The sequence below is a fragment of the Methylococcus mesophilus genome (assembly GCF_026247885.1).
GTDB classification, from domain to species: domain Bacteria; phylum Pseudomonadota; class Gammaproteobacteria; order Methylococcales; family Methylococcaceae; genus Methylococcus; species Methylococcus mesophilus.
In genome coordinates, this window is record NZ_CP110921.1 from 3850167 (window position 1) to 3869382 (window position 19216).

Here is a 19216-nt window from a genome sequence, read left to right on the forward strand (position 1 = left end):
AGGATGCAGGCGCATCCTCCCCGTTTCCGCGGTTGTCAAATTCCCGGAAACCGGTACCATACGCCGACTTGCCGGGGGGCGCACGTCTGCCGTGTGCCCGTGAGTTGCCTGGCGTTCGGATCGATTAGTCACTGCGGAGTGTTCAGCATCATGAAAAACCATATCCTGTGGAAGGTTGCGGTTGCCGGACTGGCCGGAATGGTCAGCAGCGGGACGGTATCGGCGGAAGGAGACCGCATGTCGGGGAAGGAGAAGTTCTACACCTGTGCCGGTTGTCATGGCATCGAGGGCTATTCCAACACCTACCCGACCTATCACGTGCCCAAGTTGGCAGGGCAGCACGACGATTACGTGGTTTCTTCGCTCAAGGCCTATGCCTCGGGAGCGCGGCACCACGGAAGCATGGAAGGCAACGCGGTGTCGCTTTCCGACAAGGACCTGCGGGATATTGCTGCTTATGTCGCAGGTTTCCGGGCCATCAATGTCAAGAATGCCGTGACCGGTAACGTAGCCAACGGCAAGAAAAAGGCGGAAGCCAGCGGTTGCGGCGGCTGCCATGGTGAAGATGGCAACGGTGAGAGTCCCAATCCCCGTCTGGCGGGCCAGTATGAAAACTACCTGATGAAGGCGCTCGAAGACTACAAGACCGGCGTTCGTAAGAACGCGATCATGAACGGCTTGGCTGGTGCGCTTTCCAAGGAAGACATCCACGATCTGGCCGCGTACTACTCGAGTCAGGCTCGCGGACTGTCGGTCGTTCAGGACAACTGACCGGTTCTTCCGCCAACGCGGACAACGGCTCACCGGGAGGACTGGTGGGCCGTTTTTCGTCGATGGCCGGGGACGCAGAAAACATCCTCAGACCTCGAATCCGCTGTGTTGAGGGACGGGTTTCGTCATGAGCTTTCATCGTACTGTGATCGTATTCTTGTTGGGGCTGTTCAGCGCAGTTTCTCATGCCGGCGACGCGCCGAAGCCGAAAGACAAGGTTGTCATGGGCTGGCTGGAGTCTGTTTTTCTGCTGCCCTGGCATCTCCGTCTGACGGCGAAGCTGGACACCGGCGCGAAGACTTCGGCGCTGCATTCGAACAACATCCAGCGATTCAACCGGGATGGCCGCGAATGGGTGAGGTTCACCCTGGAAAGCGAGGATGACGAAAGAGCCGTCGTCGTCGAACGGCCCCTCGAACGGACCGTTTACATCAAGGAGCGCCACAAAGGGGCATCGAAGCGGGAGGTGGTCACCTTGACGCTGTGCAAGAACGGACGGGAGTTCCAGACCGAATTCACGCTGGTGGATCGTAGCAATTTCAACTATCCCCTGCTGCTCGGCCGCAGTTTTCTGGGCAGCGTCGCCGTGGTCGATGCCGGAGAAACTTTTGTTTTCAAGGCGGAAGGCGATCCTTGCAACCAGCGGGGCAAGGGGGCCGCCACGCCAACCCCTTCTCCCCCGAATGGTGGGCACTGAGGGCAGATGACGGAGTTCCGTCCGGCATGAGCAAACTCCACGTTCGCTTCCTTGCTGCCGTGTTGATCGCGGTGGGGTTGGCGTTGTGCTACTACAAGGTCGAAATTCTTGGGCTGCCGCTGCTGCCGACCGAACAGGCCGAGGTCTGGACGGTCGAGGCGCGCATCGAGTTCAAGGCCAGGCGGGATACCGCCATCAAGGTGCAGTTCGCCATTCCGCGGGCGCCGCAAGGCTATACCGTCCTCGACGAAAATTTCGTCGCCAGCGACTATGGTTTGACTACCGACGACAATGGCCTGCGTCGTCAGGCGCGCTGGGCCATCCGCGAAACGCACGGGTGGCAGGTGCTTTATTACCGCATCCACCTTGCCAAGGATCCAACTGCCGAGGCTGCGCCCCAGCCGGCGGGTGTGACCGTGCCGGTCGATCCGCAGAACCTGCCCGAACCCCTGCAGGCAGCCGCACGCGGTCTTCTCAACGAGGTGCGGAGCAAGTCCGCGGACGACGTGACGTTCGCCCAATCCCTTCTGCAGCGCCTCAACGCTGCCGATCCCGACAGCAACGTAAGCCTGTTGCGCCAGGACATATCCGGCCCGGACGATTGGGCTCGCCGGGTCGTGGCCATCCTGCGGGAGGCCGACGTTTCAGCTCGCCCGCTCTACCTGGCGACCTTGAAGGACAATGCCAGCCGAGGTTCTCTGACACCCTGGGTCGAAGTGTTCGACGGCGAATCTTGGATCGACCTGAATCCCGCGACCGGTGAGACGGGCCTGCCCGGGGATGCCATCGTGTGGACGGTCGGCAGCGAGCCGTTGCTCGACATCACGGGGGGAAAGAACGGCCGGGTCGAATATTCGGTGCGCCGGCACTCGCAGGAAATGACTCAGATCGCCGAGCAGCGTGCGCGGAAGATGGGATCGCGGGTGATGGAGTTTTCCCTGTTCAGCCTGCCGGTCAAGACACAGAACGTCTATCGGGTGCTGTTGCTGGTTCCGATCGGGGCGTTCCTCATCGTATTTCTGCGCAACGTCGTGGGATTGCAGACTTTCGGAACCTTCATGCCGATCCTGATCGCGGCGGCCTTCCGGGAAACCCAGTTGCTATGGGGAGTCGCGATGTTCTGCCTCCTGGTCGCCCTGGGGCTGCTGCTGCGGTTCTATCTGGAGTCGTTGAAGCTTCTGCTGGTTCCACGGCTTGCGGCGGTCCTCATCATTGTGATCCTGCTCATGGCGACGGTGAGCGTAATGACTTACAAACTCGGTCTGGATCGCGGAGTGTCCGTCGCTTTGTTCCCGATGGTGATCATGGCGATGACTATCGAGCGGATGTCCATGGTCTGGGAGGAGTTCGGGCCGGCGGAGGCCCTGAAACAAGGGTTCGGCAGCCTGGCCGTTGCCATCCTCGGATACCTGAGCATGAGCAGCGACTATCTCGGACACCTCGTGTTCGTGTTTCCGGAACTCCTGCTGGTCGTCCTGGCATTCACGCTGCTCCTCGGCCGTTACACGGGGTACCGTCTGCTGGAACTGTGGCGTTTTCGCGGAGCGCTCAAGGGATGACGTCCGGTGGTTGGAAAGGCCGCATTTTCCCCTGGCGGCGCCTGCGCAAGCTCGGCATCCTGGGGATGAACGAGCGGAACGCCGACTTCGTGCTGCCTTACAATCCTCGTTCGCTCTACCAGCTCGTCGACGACAAGCGCAGGACCAAGGCGCTCGCGATTGAGTTCGGCATTCCGGTGCCGCGGCTTTATGCTGTGGTGGAAATCGAACACCAGATCGAAACTCTCCCCCAATTGCTCGCACCCTACGGCGAATTCGTCGTCAAGCCGGCGCACGGCAGTGGGGGGGAGGGCATCCTGGTGGTGGAGTCGCGCAGCGACGGCCGCTATCGCAGGACCAGCGGCCTGATCATGACCGAGGAGGACCTGGGGCACCACATTTCGAACATTCTCAGCGGCATGTATAGCCTGGGAGGAATTCCGGACTGCGCGCTCGTCGAATACCGGGTCAACTTCGATCCGCTCTTTGCCGAAGTGAGCTATCTAGGCGTTCCCGACATCAGGATCGTCGTGTTTCGCGGCGTTCCGGTGATGGCGATGATCCGCGCGCCCACCCGCCTTTCCGACGGAAAAGCCAATCTGCATCAAGGCGCCGTCGGAGTGGGCGTCGATATGATCACGGGCCGGACTTACAATGGCGTCTGGCGCGAATGCCGGGTCGAGGAGCATCCGGATACGGGTGGCGAGCTTGCCGGCATTTGCGTGCCCCACTGGGACGACATACTGACGATGGCGGCCCGTTGCACCGATATGGTCGGGATGGGGTATATCGGGGTGGACATCGTGCTGGATCGCGACCTTGGGCCTCTGATGCTGGAACTGAATGCGCGGCCCGGCCTCAGCATTCAGCTTGCGACCCGGACGGGGCTCTTACCGCGTCTGCGCTATCTGGAAGGGATGCGTCATATTCCGCGCGACGTGCCCGAGCGCGTGGCGTTGGCGAAAGCCGTGGCGAACTGCTGCTAGATCGGGAACGTCAGGGGCGTGGGGCAGGTCGAGGTTTCGGTGAAATACCCTTGTAATATGGTTCGGTTAAAAAGGTTGCCTGCTGAGTTTCTGCTTTTTTTCCGGGTATGGCATATCTTCTTGCGCCGGTATTTCCCCCGAATTCGGCGGGTAGCGGAGTGGCGGCAGCGTCCTTTCCGCAGGGTAGGGATGGTGTCTGCCCCGGCTGGAGTTTTAATGCAAGCATGCCTGGATGTTCCGGTCCACGCTCCTATGACGTCCAATGCTCCGCTGCGTCCTTAAATTGCCAGCCGGTCCGATTTTTGTGGCCAGAAATTACCGATGACCAAATCAACGCTGTTTTTCGTCCTTGTGCTGTTGTGCCTCGTCGCCTATCGCTTCGGCCGCCATCGTTCCTTGCTGGCCGCCTCGGGCAGAATCGCCAACCTTCACTCCCTTCCAGGTTATTACGGGTTTTTCGTTGCCCTTTGGTGCGGTGTGCCAGCCCTGATGCTGCTGGTTTGCTGGCTGGCGTTCGAGGGATCCGTCATCAACCACTTCGTCATTTCGAGCCTGCCGGACGAACTCCGTAACCAGTCTCCCGAGCAACTGGGACTCATCATCAACGACATCCGGAACGTGGTAGGCGGAAAAGAGACGTCCGCCACCAATCCGGCTATACAGGCGGCCGCCGGGGAGTACATCCGTCTGCGTTCGTTGAGTGACGCGCTGCTGGCTGCGGTCGTGCTTTCCGTTGCCGTGATCGGCGGGCTGGTTGCAGGCCAGCGCATCCGGCCGATGCTGCGAGCGCGGAATAAGGTGGAAGGGGCGTTGATGCTCTTTCTGATTGCCTGCTCCCTGGTGGCGATCTTTACCACCGTCGGCATCGTGCTTTCGGTTTTATTCGAGTCGATACGGTTTTTCCAGATGGTTCCGATCACCGAGTTTTTGTTCGGCACCGACTGGAGTCCCCAGATGGCGATCCGCTCGGATCAGGTCGGCTCTTCCGGCGCATTCGGAGCGGTGCCTTTGTTCACCGGCACCTTGCTGATTTCGGCGATTGCCATGGTGGTCGCCGTTCCAATCGGCTTGTTGTCGGCCATCTATCTGGCGGAATACGCCACCCCTCGGGTTCGTGCGATCGGAAAGCCTTTGCTCGAAATCCTGGCAGGCGTGCCTACCGTGGTCTATGGCTTTTTCGCCGCTCTGACGGTGGCTCCCTTCGTCCGGGATGCGGCACAGGCCCTGGGGCTGCAAGCCTCCTCCGAAAGTGCGCTGGCAGCGGGTCTGGTCATGGGGGTCATGATCATTCCATTCGTATCCTCGCTCTCGGACGATTTCATCAATGCGGTGCCCCAGTCGCTCCGAGACGGCGCCTATGCGCTCGGCGCCACGCGGTCGGAAACGATCCGCAACGTCGTCATTCCGGCCGCGCTGCCCGGTATCGTCGGCGGGATCCTGCTCGCGGTGTCCAGGGCGATCGGCGAAACCATGATCGTCGTCATGGCGGCAGGGCTCGCGGCGAATCTGACAGGAAACCCCCTGCAGGCGGTTACCACCGTCACCACCCAGATCGTCACCTTGCTGGTGGGCGACCAGGAATTCGACAGCCCGAAGACGCTGGCGGCTTTCGCCCTCGGCTTGGTGCTGTTCCTGGCGACGCTCGCCCTCAACATCATTGCCATGCACATCGTCCGGAAGTATCGGGAACAATATGAATAGCGAAGCCACGCAAGTTCTCTCGCGGCGCACTGCTGACATCGTCAACGCCTCGCTCGGGCGGCGACATGCCGCCGAAAGGCGTTTTCGCCTCTACGGCCTCATTTCCATCGGTGCGGGCATTCTGATGCTGGTCATCCTGCTGGTCAGCATTTTTGGCAAGGGCTACCGGGCGTTTTCGCAGACCTACGTCGGCCTTGATGTCAGCTTCGATCCGGCCGTGGTCGATCCCGACGGCCGCCGCTCGCAGGATGCTCTCGCCGCAGCGGACTATGGCGTGCTGTTGAAGCGCAGCCTGGGCGAGCTGTTTCCCGAAGTCACCGAGCGCCAGGACAAGCGCGCCTTGCATCGTTTGATCAGTGCAGGCGCTTCGTATGCGGTTCGCGACGAGTTGCTCGCCCACCCCGAACTCGTGGGCGGCTCGGCCCGGATCTGGGTGGCAGCGGGAGCGGACGTGGACATGCTGGAAAAGGGCTATGTCGACCGCAGCGCCGGCGAGGCAGAGCGGCGCATGAAGGATCGCGAGCTGGTATGGGTCGACAAGCTGAAGTCGGACGGGCGCCTGGAACGGCGATTCAACGTGAAATTCTTCACCGCCGGCGATTCGCGCGAACCGGAGCAGGCTGGGATATGGGGCGCGTTGATGGGTTCCGTCTACACCGTCCTGGTGACTCTGGTGCTGTCCCTCCCCATCGGCGTCGCAGCCGCCATCTACCTCGAAGAGTTCGCCCCGCGCAATCACTGGGTCGATTTCATCGAGGTCAACATCAACAATCTCGCGGCAGTGCCGTCGATCGTTTTCGGCCTGCTCGGCCTTGCCGTGTTCATCAATTTTTTCGGCGTGCCGCGCTCCTCGCCGTTGGTCGGCGGGCTGGTGCTCACGCTCATGACCCTGCCCGTCATCATTATCGCGGCCCGGTCGGCTCTGAAGGCGGTGCCACCCTCGATACGTGAGGCGGCCATGGGGGTGGGGGCCTCGCCGATGCAGACGGTGTTCCACCACGTCGTGCCCCTGGCCATGCCTGGAATGCTGACCGGCGCCATCATCGGGATGTCGCGCGCCCTCGGCGAGAGCGCGCCATTGTTGATGATCGGCATGGTCGCCTTCATCGTCGACATTCCCCACGGCATTTCCGATCCGGCGACCGTCCTGCCTGTCCAGATCTATCTTTGGGCGGACAGTCCGGAACGGGGGTTCGTCGAGCGCACCTCCGCGGCCATCCTCGTCCTGCTCGCGTTCCTGATCCTGATGAACGGCACCGCGGTGTACCTGCGCCGGCGCTTCGAGCGGCGCTGGTGATTCGTTCTCGGGACCTGCGGGTTAAACTACGAAAAGCTTGAGGGCGCGCATGAATACAGTCGCAGAGAGTCAAACGGTTCAAAGCAGAGAGAATGTAAAAATGAAAAGCCCGGAAAAGGAGGCTTTGATCGCCGCCCATCAGAGGGAGTTCACCAGGACGATCGGCGAGATCAGTTCGCCGAATCCGCGGATCATGTGCCGGGATGTCAATGTCTATTACGGCGAAAAGCATGCGATCCAGAACGTCAGCCTGGACGTCGGCCACAACGAGGTTATAGCCCTGATCGGTCCTTCCGGCTGCGGAAAATCGACGTTTCTGCGCTGTCTCAACCGCATGAACGACACCATCGTGGGCTGCCGCGTGACCGGATCGATCCATCTCGATGGCCAGGACATTTACGATGGCGGGCTGGACGTGGTGCCGCTTCGGGCACAGGTCGGCATGGTATTCCAGAAGCCCAACCCGTTTCCGAAGAGCATTTACGAAAACGTCGCCTATGGCCCGAAAATCCATGGCCTGGCAAACACCAAGGCCGAACTGGAGGAAATAGTCGAGTCGTCGCTCCGGCGTGCCGGCTTGTGGGACGAGGTTAAGGACGATCTGGCGAAACCGGGTACCAGTTTGTCGGGCGGACAGCAGCAGCGCCTGTGCATCGCCCGGACGATTGCGGTCAGTCCGGAGGTGATCCTGATGGATGAGCCCTGTTCGGCGCTCGATCCCATCGCCACGGCCAAGATCGAACAGCTCATCGACGATTTGCGCGAACTCTACACCATCGCCATCGTGACGCATTCCATGCAGCAGGCAGCCCGCGTCTCACAGCGTACGGCCTACTTCCATCTCGGCCGTCTGATAGAGGTTGGGGACACGGCGCAGGTTTTCACCAATCCGCGCCATCCCCTCACGGAAGACTACATCACCGGCCGATTCGGCTAATCGGGGAGATCGCTAGCGATGAATCAGATTACGGAAGGACACAGCATCCGCCGCTACGACGGCGAACTGCGGGAACTGCACTACAAGATCCTGGAAATGGGTACCCTGGTGTTGACCCAGTTCAGGGAGGCGGTACGGTCTTTGAGGACGGGAGACGTCGGCTTGGCTGGAAGAGTCATCGAAGGGGACGATCGGGTCGACGATCTCGAAGTCGAAGCCGACACGGAGGTCGTTACGCTGTTCGCCCGCCGTTGCCCAAAGGGCAGCGATCTTCGTCTGGTGATGGCTCTGTCGAAAGCCATTACCGACCTCGAGCGCGTGGGTGATGAAGCGGTGAAGATCGCCTCGTGCGTGGAAAGGCTGTATGCCGAACCGGACGAATATCCCTCCGAGGTGTCGCGCAACCAAGTCCTCGTGCTTGCCGACATCGTCGTCCGGCGGCTCGAGAACGCATTGCGCATCGTCGATTCCTGGGAGGCCGAGGAGGCGCAGCAGTTCATTGCAAGCCAACGCGAAGTCGCCGACCGGTTTCACCAATCGCTCGGCGGTTTGATGGACGACGGCGGTTCCGAGGCCGGTGGTGCCAACCGTGCGGTGAATCTGGTACTGGTCCTCAAAGCGCTGGAGCGCGTCGCCTGCCATGCGGAGAACCTGGCGGAGTATGTGATCTACCAGGCCATGGGCCTGGTGATCCGGCACCATGCGGTCTGAACGTTTCCCTCGAGCAGAACGTCCCGGCGCGAATGGATGCCCGCCGGATCCGTTCGCGCCGGCCGATGTGACTATCCCCGAACGCCGTGCCAAGCTAAAATAGCCAGCTTTCCCGGCGTCTGCGCTAAACGATGAGGCCCGGCCGCAGGGTCTTCGAATTGTCGATCAGAGAGATTTGCGGCCATGCCCAGCGCGTTCAATACCGACGATCTTCGCATCTGCGAGATCAAGGAAGTCATTCCGCCCGTCCAGGTTCATCAAGAATTCCCGATCACGGATCGGGCCGCGCTTACGACGCTGACCGCCCGCCGCGGTATTCACGGCATCCTCTCCAACGACGATGATCGCCTGCTGGTGGTGATTGGGCCCTGCTCGATCCACGATCCCAAGGCGGCGCTCGAATATGGCGAGCGGCTGCTGCCCTTCCGGCAGCAACTGGCAAAGAATCTGGAAATCGTAATGCGGGTCTATTTCGAGAAGCCGCGGACGACCGTCGGCTGGAAGGGCCTGATCAACGATCCTGATCTGAACGAGAGCTTCAACATCAACAAGGGCCTGCGTCTTGCGCGCAAGCTGCTGCTCGACCTGAACGAAATGGGCGTGCCGGCAGCCACCGAGTATCTTGACGTCATTACGCCGCAGTACGTTTCCGACCTGATCGCCTGGGGTGCCATCGGCGCCCGTACCACGGAGAGCCAGTCGCACCGCGAGCTGGCCTCGGGGCTGTCGTGCCCGGTCGGATTCAAGAATGCTACCGACGGTACGATCAAGGTCGCCGTCGACGCCATAGGCGCGGCGCGGCGGCCGCATCATTTCCTGTCGCTGACCAAGGCCGGCCATTCGGCGATCTTCTCCACGACCGGCAACGCCGATTGCCACATCATCCTCCGCGGCGGTTCCAGGCCGAATTACGACGCGGCCAGCGTCGAAGCCGCGGCCAGGGCGCTGGAAGGCGCCGATCTGCCGCCTAATATCATGGTGGATTGCAGCCATGCCAACAGCATGAAGGATTACCTGAAGCAGCTCCGGGTGGCCGAGGACGTGGCCGAACAGGTCGGCGGCGGCGACCGCCGGATCATCGGCCTGATGGTCGAGAGCCACCTCAAGCCGGGAAACCAGAAGCTGCACGCAGGGACGGTGCCCGAATACGGCGTCAGCATCACGGATGCCTGCATCGGCTGGGACGACAGTGTGGCCGTGCTCGAGCGCCTCGCCGAAGCGGTCGAGTGCCGGCGCGGCCAGCCGGCCGGCTTTCGGAATGTTCGGGGAGCTTGAGGGTATGCGTATTTTCGTCAACGGCGAAGAGCGTAGGGTACCGGCAGGCTCGACCCTCGAAGATCTGATCGCCGGTATGGACCTCGCGGGCAAGCGTGTGGCGGTCGAACTGAACCTCGAAATCGTTCCACACGGCAGCTACGGTTCCCGGGTGCTGGCTCCGGAAGACCGGGTCGAAATCGTCCATGCCATAGGTGGCGGGCAGGCCGATCCGCTGGTGATCGCCGGGAAGGCATACAGGTCTCGTCTGCTGGTCGGTACCGGCAAGTACAGGGACTTGGCGGAGACGGGGGCCGCGGTCGAAACGTCCGGTGCAGAAATCGTCACGGTGGCGATCCGCCGCACCAACATCGGCCAGGACCCGGGCCAGCCCAATCTGCTGGACGTGATCCCGCCCCACCGCTACACCCTGCTACCCAACACCGCTGGCTGCTATACGGTCGATGACGCCGTGCGTACCTGCCGGCTGGCGCGCGAGCTGCTCGGCGGCCATCGGCTGGTCAAGCTCGAGGTGCTGGGCGACCCGACGACCCTGTTCCCGGACGTGACCGCGACGCTGGAGGCGGCGGAGATCCTGGTGCGCGATGGATTCGATGTCATGGTGTACACCAACGACGATCCGATCATCGCCAAGCGTCTGGAAGAGATCGGCTGCGTCGCGGTGATGCCCTTGGCCGCCCCCATCGGATCGGGGCTCGGGATACGCAATCCTTACAACATCCTGACCATCGTGGAAAATGCGAACGTTCCGGTGCTGGTCGACGCGGGCGTGGGTACGGCCTCCGACGCCGCGGTGGCGATGGAACTCGGCTGCGACGGTGTGCTCATGAACACGGCCATTGCCGAAGCGAAGAATCCGGTGCTGATGGCATCGGCGATGAAGAAGGCGATCGAGGCGGGGCGCGAGGCCTTCCTCGCGGGCAGGATGCCGCGGCGCCGGTTCGCTTCGGCCTCGTCGCCGCTGGCGGGGTTGTTCTTCGATTGACCTGGCGTGCGGGCCGGCATGGCGCCCGGCCCGCGTGGATGGCGCAGTGCCCTGGTTTCAGGGCGCGGCTTTCAGATGGGTGACGGCTTCCTCGGCCGATTTCTTGGCGATGTCGGCGTGACCCATTTTCCCATGCTCGATGGCGCTGTTCAGGCTCGTGATCGCAGCGTCGTAATGGGGATTTTTCTTTTCCGCATTTGCGGCGGCGGCATGGGTCTTTGCGGCTTCCGCATGTTCCGCCACGCCCGCTGCATTGCCCGCGGCGCCGGCCGAGACCGCCGCTTCGGCGTGCTTCATCGCCTCGGCCTTGTGATCTTCCGCCGCCTGCGCCGCGCTCAGGCCGAGTATCGTGGCGAATGCCGCGGTCAGCAGCCCCTTGATGATGCCTCTGTTCGGAACGTTCATTGTGCTTCCCTCCTCTCACGGGTGGTAAGGCTTTATTGGCGTCGGACGCACTGCACTCATGTACGCCCGACAGGAGCACGGATACCACAGTCGCTTTTCGGCGTCCACAGGAAATTTCAGGCTGCCGTTCGGAGCCGGCCTGTCATCCGCCTTTAACTTCGAGCAAATAAGATCGCTCGCTCATCCAGACGGTGCAGGTCGTCCGGTACAAAGATCGTCTTATTTCGAGGAGTTTGAAGATGCTGAAAAAAAGATTTCTGGCCGCGGCGGTCGGCGTGGCGCTGGCGGGTGCGGGGGCATCCCCCGTCATCGCCGCCGTCAAAGGCACGATTCCGGTGAAGTCGGTGGAATTCATCGGGATGACTGCGCCCGAAACCGCCGAGCAACGGGCTGCAGCCTACACCACCGCCAAAGTGAAGGTCATTTTCAAGAGCGGGGGGAGCCGGGTCTACGATCTCCATTACAACGCGCTTTTCCATAACACCGACACCATCGGCGGCGTGACGGCCGGTGCGGCATACGACGTAACCGGCACCCCTTTGCTGGACTCGAACGGCAACCCGACGCTTGCCGAAACACCGGACGCGAACAGTCTGATCCGCATCCCGGCCAGGGGCGGCGACAAGCTTTTTCTGGTCACTCACTTCGAATATGACTGGCTGGACACCGCCGGTGCCGATCAGTACGGCAAGCAGCCGATGACCATGAGCCTGGCGAACATCGAGCAGGACGGCAAGAGCGGGGAACTCTCGGTCACGGCTCTCAGGAACATCGACATGTCGGCCATCGACGGCTTGTGGATACCTTGCGCGGGTTCTCTCTCCCCCTGGAACACCCATCTCGGCAGCGAGGAGTACGAACCGGATGCTCGCTGCCAAGTGGAAGGTTCCTGTGCCAGCGGCGCCATCGGTCTCGCAGCGATGGAGCGTTACCTTGCGGGGACCAAGACCGCCAACGTGTACAACTACGGCATCGTGCCTGAGGTGACGGTTGGCAAGAACGGAGAAACCCAGGTCGTCGGCCATCGAGCTCTGGGCCGTATTTCCCGCGAACTGGTTCAGGTGCTGCCCGATGAACGCACGGCGATCCAGGGCGACGACGGCACCTACAACGTGTTGACCATGTTCGTGGCCGACAGGAAGCGCGATCTGTCTACGGGAACGCTGTACGCCGCAAAATGGAATCAGACCAGCGCCGAGAATGGCGGCGAAGCCGATCTGGCCTGGGTCCGTCTCGGACATTCCAGCGATGCCGAGCTGGAAGCGCTGGTGGCGAGCGGCGTGACCTTTGCCGACATCTTTGAAACCGCCCCGGTGAACAAGCTGGCCGACGGCTCGTATGAAGCGCCTCCGGCAGGCTTCAAGCAGATCATCGCCGGCCATAACAAGGGACTGGTGGAAAACCTGAAGTTGAAACCCGGAATGGAAACCGCGGCAGCGTTCCTGGAGACACGCCGCTACGCAGCGTATATGGGAGCCACCACGGAATTCGAAAAATTCGAAGGCGTGACGGTCAATGCCCAGGACCGGAAAGTTTATCTGGCCTTGACGCGCATGAGCAGTGGGATGGAGGACAGGCCGAAGGATCCCGCCAACCACATCCGTGTCCCCAAGCTGCTGGCAGGCGCGGTATATCAGATGGATCTCGGCTCATGGAAACTGGACAGCGATGGGCACAGGATCGACAGCAGGTACGTCGGGACTCACATGAAGGCCCTGGTGCTGGGGCAGGATATCGCCAAGGACGCCGCAGGAAATACCGCTGCGGTTGACCGGATCGCTAATCCCGACAATCTGAAATATTCGGAAAAGATGCGTACCCTGTTCATCGGGGAGGACAGCAGCACGCTCCACGTCAACAACTTCCTGTGGGCCTACAATGTGGACTCCGGCAAGCTTTCCCGCATCCTGTCCCTGCCGGCGGGAGCTGAGAGCACGGGGCTCCAGGCGATCGATTCGTTGGGCGGCTATTCCTACATCATGAGCAATTACCAGCATGCGGGCGATTTTTCCTCCAACATCGATCCGGCCTTGAAGGGCCAGCTTGAGCCGCTGATCGACAGGTCCAAGGCAGCGGTCGGCTATCTGGGAGGCCTGCCGGCATTCAAGTAGCCGGTATCGGCCTCGATCTGTGTAAGAACGCCGGGGCAACCCGGCGTTTTTCATTTTGCAATGGTGATACTGGGCGTCCCGAAGGTCGGCAAATCGGTCACCGTCATCTGGTAGAGCTGATACAGGAGGCGGAAGGCTTCCAGATTCCACTGATGGCCGGGCTCAGGGCGCAACGAGTAGTAGCGGTCGTCGAATTCCACGGCAAGCCCCGCGGCCGACGGGCGCGAATCCGTCTCCACGATGTCGACGGTTGACACCGGGTTCTCCTTCACCGGTGGTGTCCTGGGGTCTGGGGCGACGTCATACTCCGGTTCTTCCGCAATGGAACTGCCGATGAAGCCGAGAATGCTGTGAAAGCTGCGCAAGCGGAATGTGCCGTGGATCGGGAACTCGCCGCCCGGGTAGTCTTTGCGGATATCCACGGCGATTTCATTCGGCGGGCCGGTTTCGGCTTCCCGGTTCAAACGGATGCGCTCCGCCTCGGGCAGGTTGTCCGGATCGTAATTGGTGATCACCAGGCGTCCGGATACCTTTCTCGACAAGGTGTAACTGTTCGTCTTTGGGTCGAACTGAATTCCATAGTCTTTCTCCAGCGTCGCGAATCCTTCCGGAGTCATGGCGGGAGCCGGGAGTGTCCAGGACTGATTGAAAAAAAGCGGTTCCACGTACAGCCGGTTACGGTCCTGGATGGAGGACAAGTGCAGCACCAGGCGCCGGAAGAATGCGTAGCCGGCCCGGTCCGAGGGCTTATTAGCGTGGGCGATTTCTTCGCCGTCGCGGAACGTCCTGAACTCCTGGGCCATGAGGCGTAGTGCCATGTCGACATCCATGCCCTGGCGTAACAGCAGGGTCAGCTTGTTTTCCTGCAGCGGTGCCAGCATGCGCTTGGTAAAGGCTTCGCCCTCGACCGGTACGATGCTTACCGTCGGATTTTCGGCGACCGAACCGCCGAACACCGGCATCATCAGTCCCCCCGAGTTGCCCGTCAGGGCCGGCGTGGCGCCTGCATTGAAAGTGAAGTTATAAGTCGCTGCGATACTGGACAGGGCGGTGAAATGAATGGGCTGGTGGCGGGCGGCACGGGCGATGTTCAGTAGAATCTGCTTGTCGACGATGTCGGTCGCGGCTTCGTTATAGGCCAGGACGGCATGGTCGAGCGCCAGCGGTGCCAGGCATCCGGGAAGACTGACGGCTGCCAGTCCCAGGATACCGGCGCACGGTAGGGAGGATGCACAGGGTTTCATTTCAGTTGATGGGCGTTTTTGCAAGTTCATCGCATGGGGGACGATTGACCTTGCCAGGAAGAAAGCGGGCGAAAAGTATAGCCTAAGCCATATGACGAATTGTGCGGTTCCGCCAGTGCAGCGAGGGTATCGGGAAACCTTGTGGCGACGTCATGAAATCGTCACAGCAACCTGATAACTTAGGAATGTTCGTAAACGTATTCATGCGGATATGCCATAGGTCCGCGTTTCCCATCTTCAAAATAGCCAATATGCGTTCAGGTAAATCAAAGCGCGTGATTCCTTTCGCGCTGGCCTCGGAGGACCGCCGCGCCTTGCGTCGCGCGTTCGATCACCTTGAATACCCCAGCTTCGCGGCGAGACTGTCCAGCATCGTCGGGACTCCCATCGAAATGGCGGTGAAGTTGTTGCCTCGTTCGTGGTATACGGCGCTGCACCGCGGGGTCGAAGCCGCCGTCGCCAAGGCTCTCGACGTGGCGATCAACAGCCTGAACGACTCGGTCCGGCCGCTGACCGACCGCCGTTACCGGATGATGGGCGCGGTGTCCGGTGCCGTTGGCGGCTTTTTCGGCGGACCGGCGCTGCTGCTGGAAATGCCGTTGACGACGGTCATCATGCTTCGCTCCATCGCCGACATCGCCAAGCAGGAAGGAGAGGACATGGAGTCGCTCGAGGGCCAACTCGCCTGCCTCGAAGTTTTTGCGATGGGAGGGCGTTCCAGCGAGGACGACGCGGCCGATACCGGCTATTACGGCCTGCGCCTCGCCTTGGAGGCGCCGGTTTCCAGCGCCGCCCGGCATATCTCGCGGCGTGGCCTGGATCGCAGGAGCGCGCCGGCGCTGGTCAATCTGATCGGCCGTATTTCCGAACGTTTTGGCCTAGTGCTTTCTGAGCGGGCTGCCGCGAAACTTATTCCCGTTGTCGGCGCCCTGGGTGGCGCATTTATCAACAACGTGTTCATTCAACACTTTCAGGAGACCGCGCGCAGCCACTTTACTATTCGTCGATTAGAGCGAAAATACTCCAGATCGCTTATCGAAGCGGAATACAAGAAGTTAAAACGCCGGCCCGGAAAAGCTTCCGTCCGGTACACTGCGTTGGCTGCCTGAGGAATTTGCCATGCCCCCGATCAAAGAGTTTTTCAACCAATTGCCGCCGGTCAACGAGGTTCTGAACAACGACATTGTCAAAGGCGTTGCGATCGGTGCAGGCGTTGTGGCCTTGGCCGGTCTGGCGCTCCCCGCCGCGGCGCGGGCGGCAAGGCCCATGGCGCGGTCGACCGTCAAAGCCGCCATTCTTTTCTCGGAAAAGGGTCGGGAAATCCTGGCCGAAGCCGCTGAGAATCTCGAAGACATCGTCGCGGAAGTCAAGGCGGAGCTCGCGGCCGGCGCCACTGCTGGCGCTGTGGCCGGCGAAGCCGCGGCGGAGGCGAAAGGAGATGAGGCTGCCGACTGATGTTGAGGGCCGAGATTGTTCACTGCCTTCCTGGCAGGCTGAGGCTGCGCGTTGCCGAAAAGCGCGGCGATGAAGCGGCGTTAAGGGAGTTGGCGAAAAGCTTGGCCACGCATCCCGATGTGGTATCGGTTGACGTTCGTTCCCCTACCGGCGGTCTGCTGGTGGTCCATAATCTGGGAAATGCGTGGCAGCCGATAGCCCGTTACGCTGCCGAACGCAACGTGTTTGCCGTCACGGCGTTGGCGGCGTCGGAGTCACCTCCTTCCATCGCGGAAACTACGGCGGCTGGCTTTAAGGTCATCAATCGGCGGTTTCGTCGGGCGACCGGTGGCGCGATCGATTTCCAATCCGCGATGTTTCTGACGTTCGTCGGGTTTGCGGTTCATCAGGCCCGGCAAGGCCACATGCTGGGTCCGGTGTCGACCCTGTTGCTTAATGCCTACGGTTTTTTAAAGGAGAAGGGCCGCTGATCCTGCGCGGCCGGAGCCGGCCCGTTGCCGACACAGGCGTCGGCAATATTCTGCGAGATAGGGATATGTCGTTCAATTCATGAAGTTTCTTCTGGTCTTCATCCCGCTGGCTGTCATTTTCGAGCATTTGGCCTCGGTTCCGGCGGGTTTTCGGTTCGCGGCGGCCGCTCTGGCCATCATCCCGCTGGCCGCGGCGATGGTGGACGCCACGGAACGGGTATCCCATCGGACGGGCCCGACGGTTGGCGGTTTGCTCAATGCCACTTTCGGCAACGCTCCAGAGTTGATCATCTCGCTCATGGCCCTGCGTGCGGGGCTGATCGAAGTCGTCAAGGCATCGATCGTCGGAGTCATTCTCAGCAATCTCTTGTTCGTGCTCGGGCTGGCCTTCCTGCTGGGAGGATTGCGTTTCCATGTCCAGAAGTTCAATCGGCATGGCGCGCGGATTCAGCGGGCGGTATTGATGGTCGCTGCCATCAGCATCGTGGTGCCGAGCGTATTCGACAATTTCATACCGCCGGAAATGATCGATCGCGAAGACGGCCTCAATGTCTGCGTCGCGTTGGTGCTTTTGGCGACCTATGCGATGAGCCTGGTTTTCATGCTGAAGACTCACCCCGATTATTTCGTGTCGGAAGAAGCCGCTTCGGATGCAGATGTCGAGCCGGGCCGCACGGACGCCAAGTTAGCCGTGGCGCATCTGGCGATCTCTTCGGCAATACTCGCGATGATGAGCGAGATACTGGTCGGTTCGATCGAGGAAACCGCGGCCAGCCTCGGTATGTCGAAGGCATTCATCGGCGTGATCATTCTTGCCTTGATCGGCGGCGCTCCGGAAAGTGTGGCGGCGGTGACTGTGGCCCGCAGGAACAAGCTGGATCTCACCATGGGCATCGCTGTCGGCAGCAGCGTGCAGATTGCGCTATTCGTCGCCCCGGTGCTTGTGTTGGCCAGTTATTTCATGGCGCCCCGGCCGTTGAACCTGATGGTGGGTAATGCCGGCATCATGATCATCATGCTCCCGGTTCTGTTGCTGTCGATGCTGGTTGGAGACGGCCGGTCGAACTGGTTCAAAGGGGTGCAGCTGTTGAGTGTGTACCTCCTCATCGCGCTATTTTGCTATTTCCTCCCCGATACTCCAGGGACGTCTTTCTCCAGCCCTTGACGCAGCGGACAAAAAAAGCGGTCCGGAGACCGCTTCTTTTGTGCGATGAGGAGATTCCCCGTCAATGGCTATGCTGTCCGGTGATCGCCATGGTCTTGTCGTTGCCCGTGGCCGAATCGTGGACGTTGACGTACAAGGTGCCGGCATCGGCGCCGAAATAGATGCCCGTACCCGTCGCCTCGGCATCCTTCAGCGAGGCGAAAAGCTTCACGCCGCTGCTCAGGCCGTCGGCTTCCGTATGGGTATCAGCCACCCAGATGTCGCTCGGCTGAGTGTCCTCCGTGATCCAAAGTTTCCCGTCGGGTCCCTCAGCGAGAGTTTCCGGGCGGAAGAAACCGGTGATTCCGGTCGCCGCATTTTGGGCAGGAACGTTCTTACCGACCTCGACGAAATAGCTGGCCTTGGGCTTGTTGCCCAGCGTGATGGACAGGATTACGCCGGAACCGTCGACGCCGTCGATCCGGGGTTCGCACTTCACCGCCACGTACAATTTTTGGCCGATCAGTTCGATGTCCTCCGGATTGCAATAGGGCGTCGCATTGGCGGCGCGAGCCGCTTCGTGCGCATCGATCCGGGCCTGTTTCATATTGAGCGGGACCCATTTTGCGCTGCCGGTCTGGCCCCCGGTCTTGACGCGGAGCGCGTACAGTTTGCCTTTGCTCAGGTTGCCGCGCTTTTTCGGTACGAATTTGTAAATGAAACTGTCGCGGTTCGAGCTGGACAGGTAGACGTTGCCTTTGCGGTCGAACTCGACCGCTTCGTGCCGGACCGCCCCCAGTGATGGCAGGGCCGTTACCGACTGGGCCACCGTGGGGTCGTCCTTGTTCAGCTTCAACTCGTAAACGAGGCCCCGTCTGGCATCGGGATAATCCGGATCGGGATATTGCGGCTCGTCGGTTTCCTCGGCGAACAGCAAGGACCCCCAGGGCGTCCAGGTCAAGCCGTCCAGTACCTCCCAGTCGGCGCGGGTCGCCAGCAGCCGGGTAGCGCCGGTTTCCAGGTCAACTACCGAAAGCGCTCCACCGGCGGTCCCGTCCAGATGGGCGTCCTTACCCGGATAGGTTTCATGGGTGCGGTAGAGGTAGCGGCCTGCCTGCGGGCCGGTTTCGTTCGTGACGATAAAGGCCGGCCGGTCGTTGAGCTGGTAGATGTTCAGATCGGTTTCATCCGAGACGACGCGCTGGGAATAGCCTTCCGGAATGAGCCAGGGTACGGCGTCGAGGACCGTCTTGTCGGTCGTGGATTCGGCGTAAGCCGACGCGGGAATCGGGTCAAAGTCCATTGCTTCGGCTTTGGCTGCGCCGACGTAGCCGCATATTGCGGAAGCCGCGACGGTGGTAAGGATGTTTCGCATCAAATATCTCCGCTGTTGTCTTTCTTGGCAGCCTTCCATTGTTCCCAAAATGAAAAACGCGCTACGGTGAAAAGGGTTGGCTGATACGAAGGGATTAGATTGGGTATTCCGGGA

General features: G+C 61.0%; 18 protein-coding genes. 15 read left to right on the forward strand and 3 right to left on the reverse strand.

All coding sequences use genetic code 11. The features are described 5' to 3' along the window. The first annotated feature begins 150 nt into the window (after positions 1–150). From OOT43_RS18275 to thiS, 10 genes are all read left to right on the forward strand, one after another. A complete protein-coding gene (locus OOT43_RS18275; RefSeq protein WP_266022104.1) occupies positions 151–771 on the forward strand; it encodes a c-type cytochrome in 621 nt (206 codons plus the stop codon). A gap of 127 nt (positions 772–898) precedes the next feature. Then, positions 899–1468 carry an ATP-dependent zinc protease family protein gene (locus tag OOT43_RS18280; protein WP_266022105.1) on the forward strand — a complete coding sequence of 190 codons (570 nt, stop codon included), beginning with the start codon at positions 899–901 and terminating at the stop codon, positions 1466–1468. Between the two features lie 26 nt (positions 1469–1494). Continuing rightward, on the forward strand, positions 1495–3027 hold the full coding sequence (locus tag OOT43_RS18285; RefSeq protein WP_266022106.1) for an inactive transglutaminase family protein: 1533 nt from the start codon (positions 1495–1497) through the stop codon (positions 3025–3027). Continuing rightward, entirely contained in the window at positions 3024–3992 is a 969-nt protein-coding gene (locus OOT43_RS18290) for an alpha-L-glutamate ligase-like protein (RefSeq protein WP_266022107.1), read from the forward strand. The genes OOT43_RS18285 and OOT43_RS18290 overlap by 4 nt, the downstream gene beginning before the upstream one ends. A 321-nt stretch (positions 3993–4313) precedes the next feature. After that, on the forward strand, positions 4314–5693 hold the full coding sequence (gene pstC / locus OOT43_RS18295) for a phosphate ABC transporter permease subunit PstC (RefSeq protein ID WP_266022109.1): 1380 nt from the start codon (positions 4314–4316) through the stop codon (positions 5691–5693). Continuing rightward, positions 5686–6990 carry a phosphate ABC transporter permease PstA gene (pstA, locus tag OOT43_RS18300; protein ID WP_266022111.1) on the forward strand — a complete coding sequence of 435 codons (1305 nt, stop codon included), beginning with the start codon at positions 5686–5688 and terminating at the stop codon, positions 6988–6990. Before pstC ends, pstA begins: the two co-directional genes overlap by 8 nt. A gap of 100 nt (positions 6991–7090) precedes the next feature. Next, positions 7091–7927: a phosphate ABC transporter ATP-binding protein PstB gene (pstB, locus tag OOT43_RS18305; RefSeq protein ID WP_317134017.1), complete on the forward strand. Its 837-nt coding sequence runs from the start codon at positions 7091–7093 to the stop codon at positions 7925–7927. 18 nt (positions 7928–7945) lie between these two features. Continuing rightward, complete coding sequence (gene phoU, locus OOT43_RS18310) at positions 7946–8638, forward strand: phosphate signaling complex protein PhoU (protein ID WP_266022112.1); 693 nt, start codon at positions 7946–7948, stop codon at positions 8636–8638. Between the two features lie 183 nt (positions 8639–8821). Next, positions 8822–9913: a 3-deoxy-7-phosphoheptulonate synthase AroG gene (gene aroG, locus OOT43_RS18315; protein ID WP_266022113.1), complete on the forward strand. Its 1092-nt coding sequence runs from the start codon at positions 8822–8824 to the stop codon at positions 9911–9913. Positions 9914–9917: 4 nt separating this feature from the next. Further along, positions 9918–10898, forward strand: coding sequence for a sulfur carrier protein ThiS (gene thiS, locus OOT43_RS18320; RefSeq protein WP_266022114.1), 981 nt, complete (start codon positions 9918–9920; stop codon positions 10896–10898). A gap of 57 nt (positions 10899–10955) precedes the next feature. Here the strand turns inward: thiS and smbP are convergent, their stop codons facing one another. Continuing rightward, on the reverse strand, positions 10956–11303 hold the full coding sequence (smbP, locus tag OOT43_RS18325) for a small metal-binding protein SmbP (protein ID WP_266022115.1): 348 nt from the start codon (positions 11301–11303) through the stop codon (positions 10956–10958). A 239-nt stretch (positions 11304–11542) separates the two neighbouring features. Between smbP and OOT43_RS18330 the strand changes: the two genes are divergently transcribed. After that, entirely contained in the window at positions 11543–13414 is a 1872-nt protein-coding gene (locus OOT43_RS18330; RefSeq protein ID WP_266022116.1) for a PhoX family protein, read from the forward strand. 50 nt (positions 13415–13464) lie between these two features. Here the strand turns inward: OOT43_RS18330 and OOT43_RS18335 are convergent, their stop codons facing one another. After that, positions 13465–14658 carry a hypothetical protein gene (locus tag OOT43_RS18335; protein WP_266022117.1) on the reverse strand — a complete coding sequence of 398 codons (1194 nt, stop codon included), beginning with the start codon at positions 14656–14658 and terminating at the stop codon, positions 13465–13467. A gap of 152 nt (positions 14659–14810) precedes the next feature. Here OOT43_RS18335 and OOT43_RS18340 point away from each other — a divergent pair, with 152 nt between their 5' ends. From OOT43_RS18340 to cax, 4 genes are all read left to right on the forward strand, one after another. Continuing rightward, complete coding sequence (locus tag OOT43_RS18340; RefSeq protein WP_266022118.1) at positions 14811–15767, forward strand: EcsC family protein; 957 nt, start codon at positions 14811–14813, stop codon at positions 15765–15767. Positions 15768–15777: 10 nt separating this feature from the next. Further along, positions 15778–16113, forward strand: coding sequence for a DUF5132 domain-containing protein (locus tag OOT43_RS18345; protein WP_266022119.1), 336 nt, complete (start codon positions 15778–15780; stop codon positions 16111–16113). Then, complete coding sequence (locus OOT43_RS18350) at positions 16113–16583, forward strand: HMA2 domain-containing protein (protein WP_266022120.1); 471 nt, start codon at positions 16113–16115, stop codon at positions 16581–16583. Before OOT43_RS18345 ends, OOT43_RS18350 begins: the two co-directional genes overlap by 1 nt. A gap of 79 nt (positions 16584–16662) precedes the next feature. Then, entirely contained in the window at positions 16663–17748 is a 1086-nt protein-coding gene (cax, locus tag OOT43_RS18355) for a calcium/proton exchanger (RefSeq protein WP_266022121.1), read from the forward strand. A gap of 61 nt (positions 17749–17809) precedes the next feature. Here the strand turns inward: cax and OOT43_RS18360 are convergent, their stop codons facing one another. Beyond that, the gene (locus tag OOT43_RS18360) at positions 17810–19102 is read right to left on the reverse strand and encodes an alkaline phosphatase PhoX (RefSeq protein WP_266022122.1); all 1293 of its coding nucleotides are present in this window, start codon (positions 19100–19102) and stop codon (positions 17810–17812) included. Between the last annotated feature and the right edge of the window lie 114 nt (positions 19103–19216).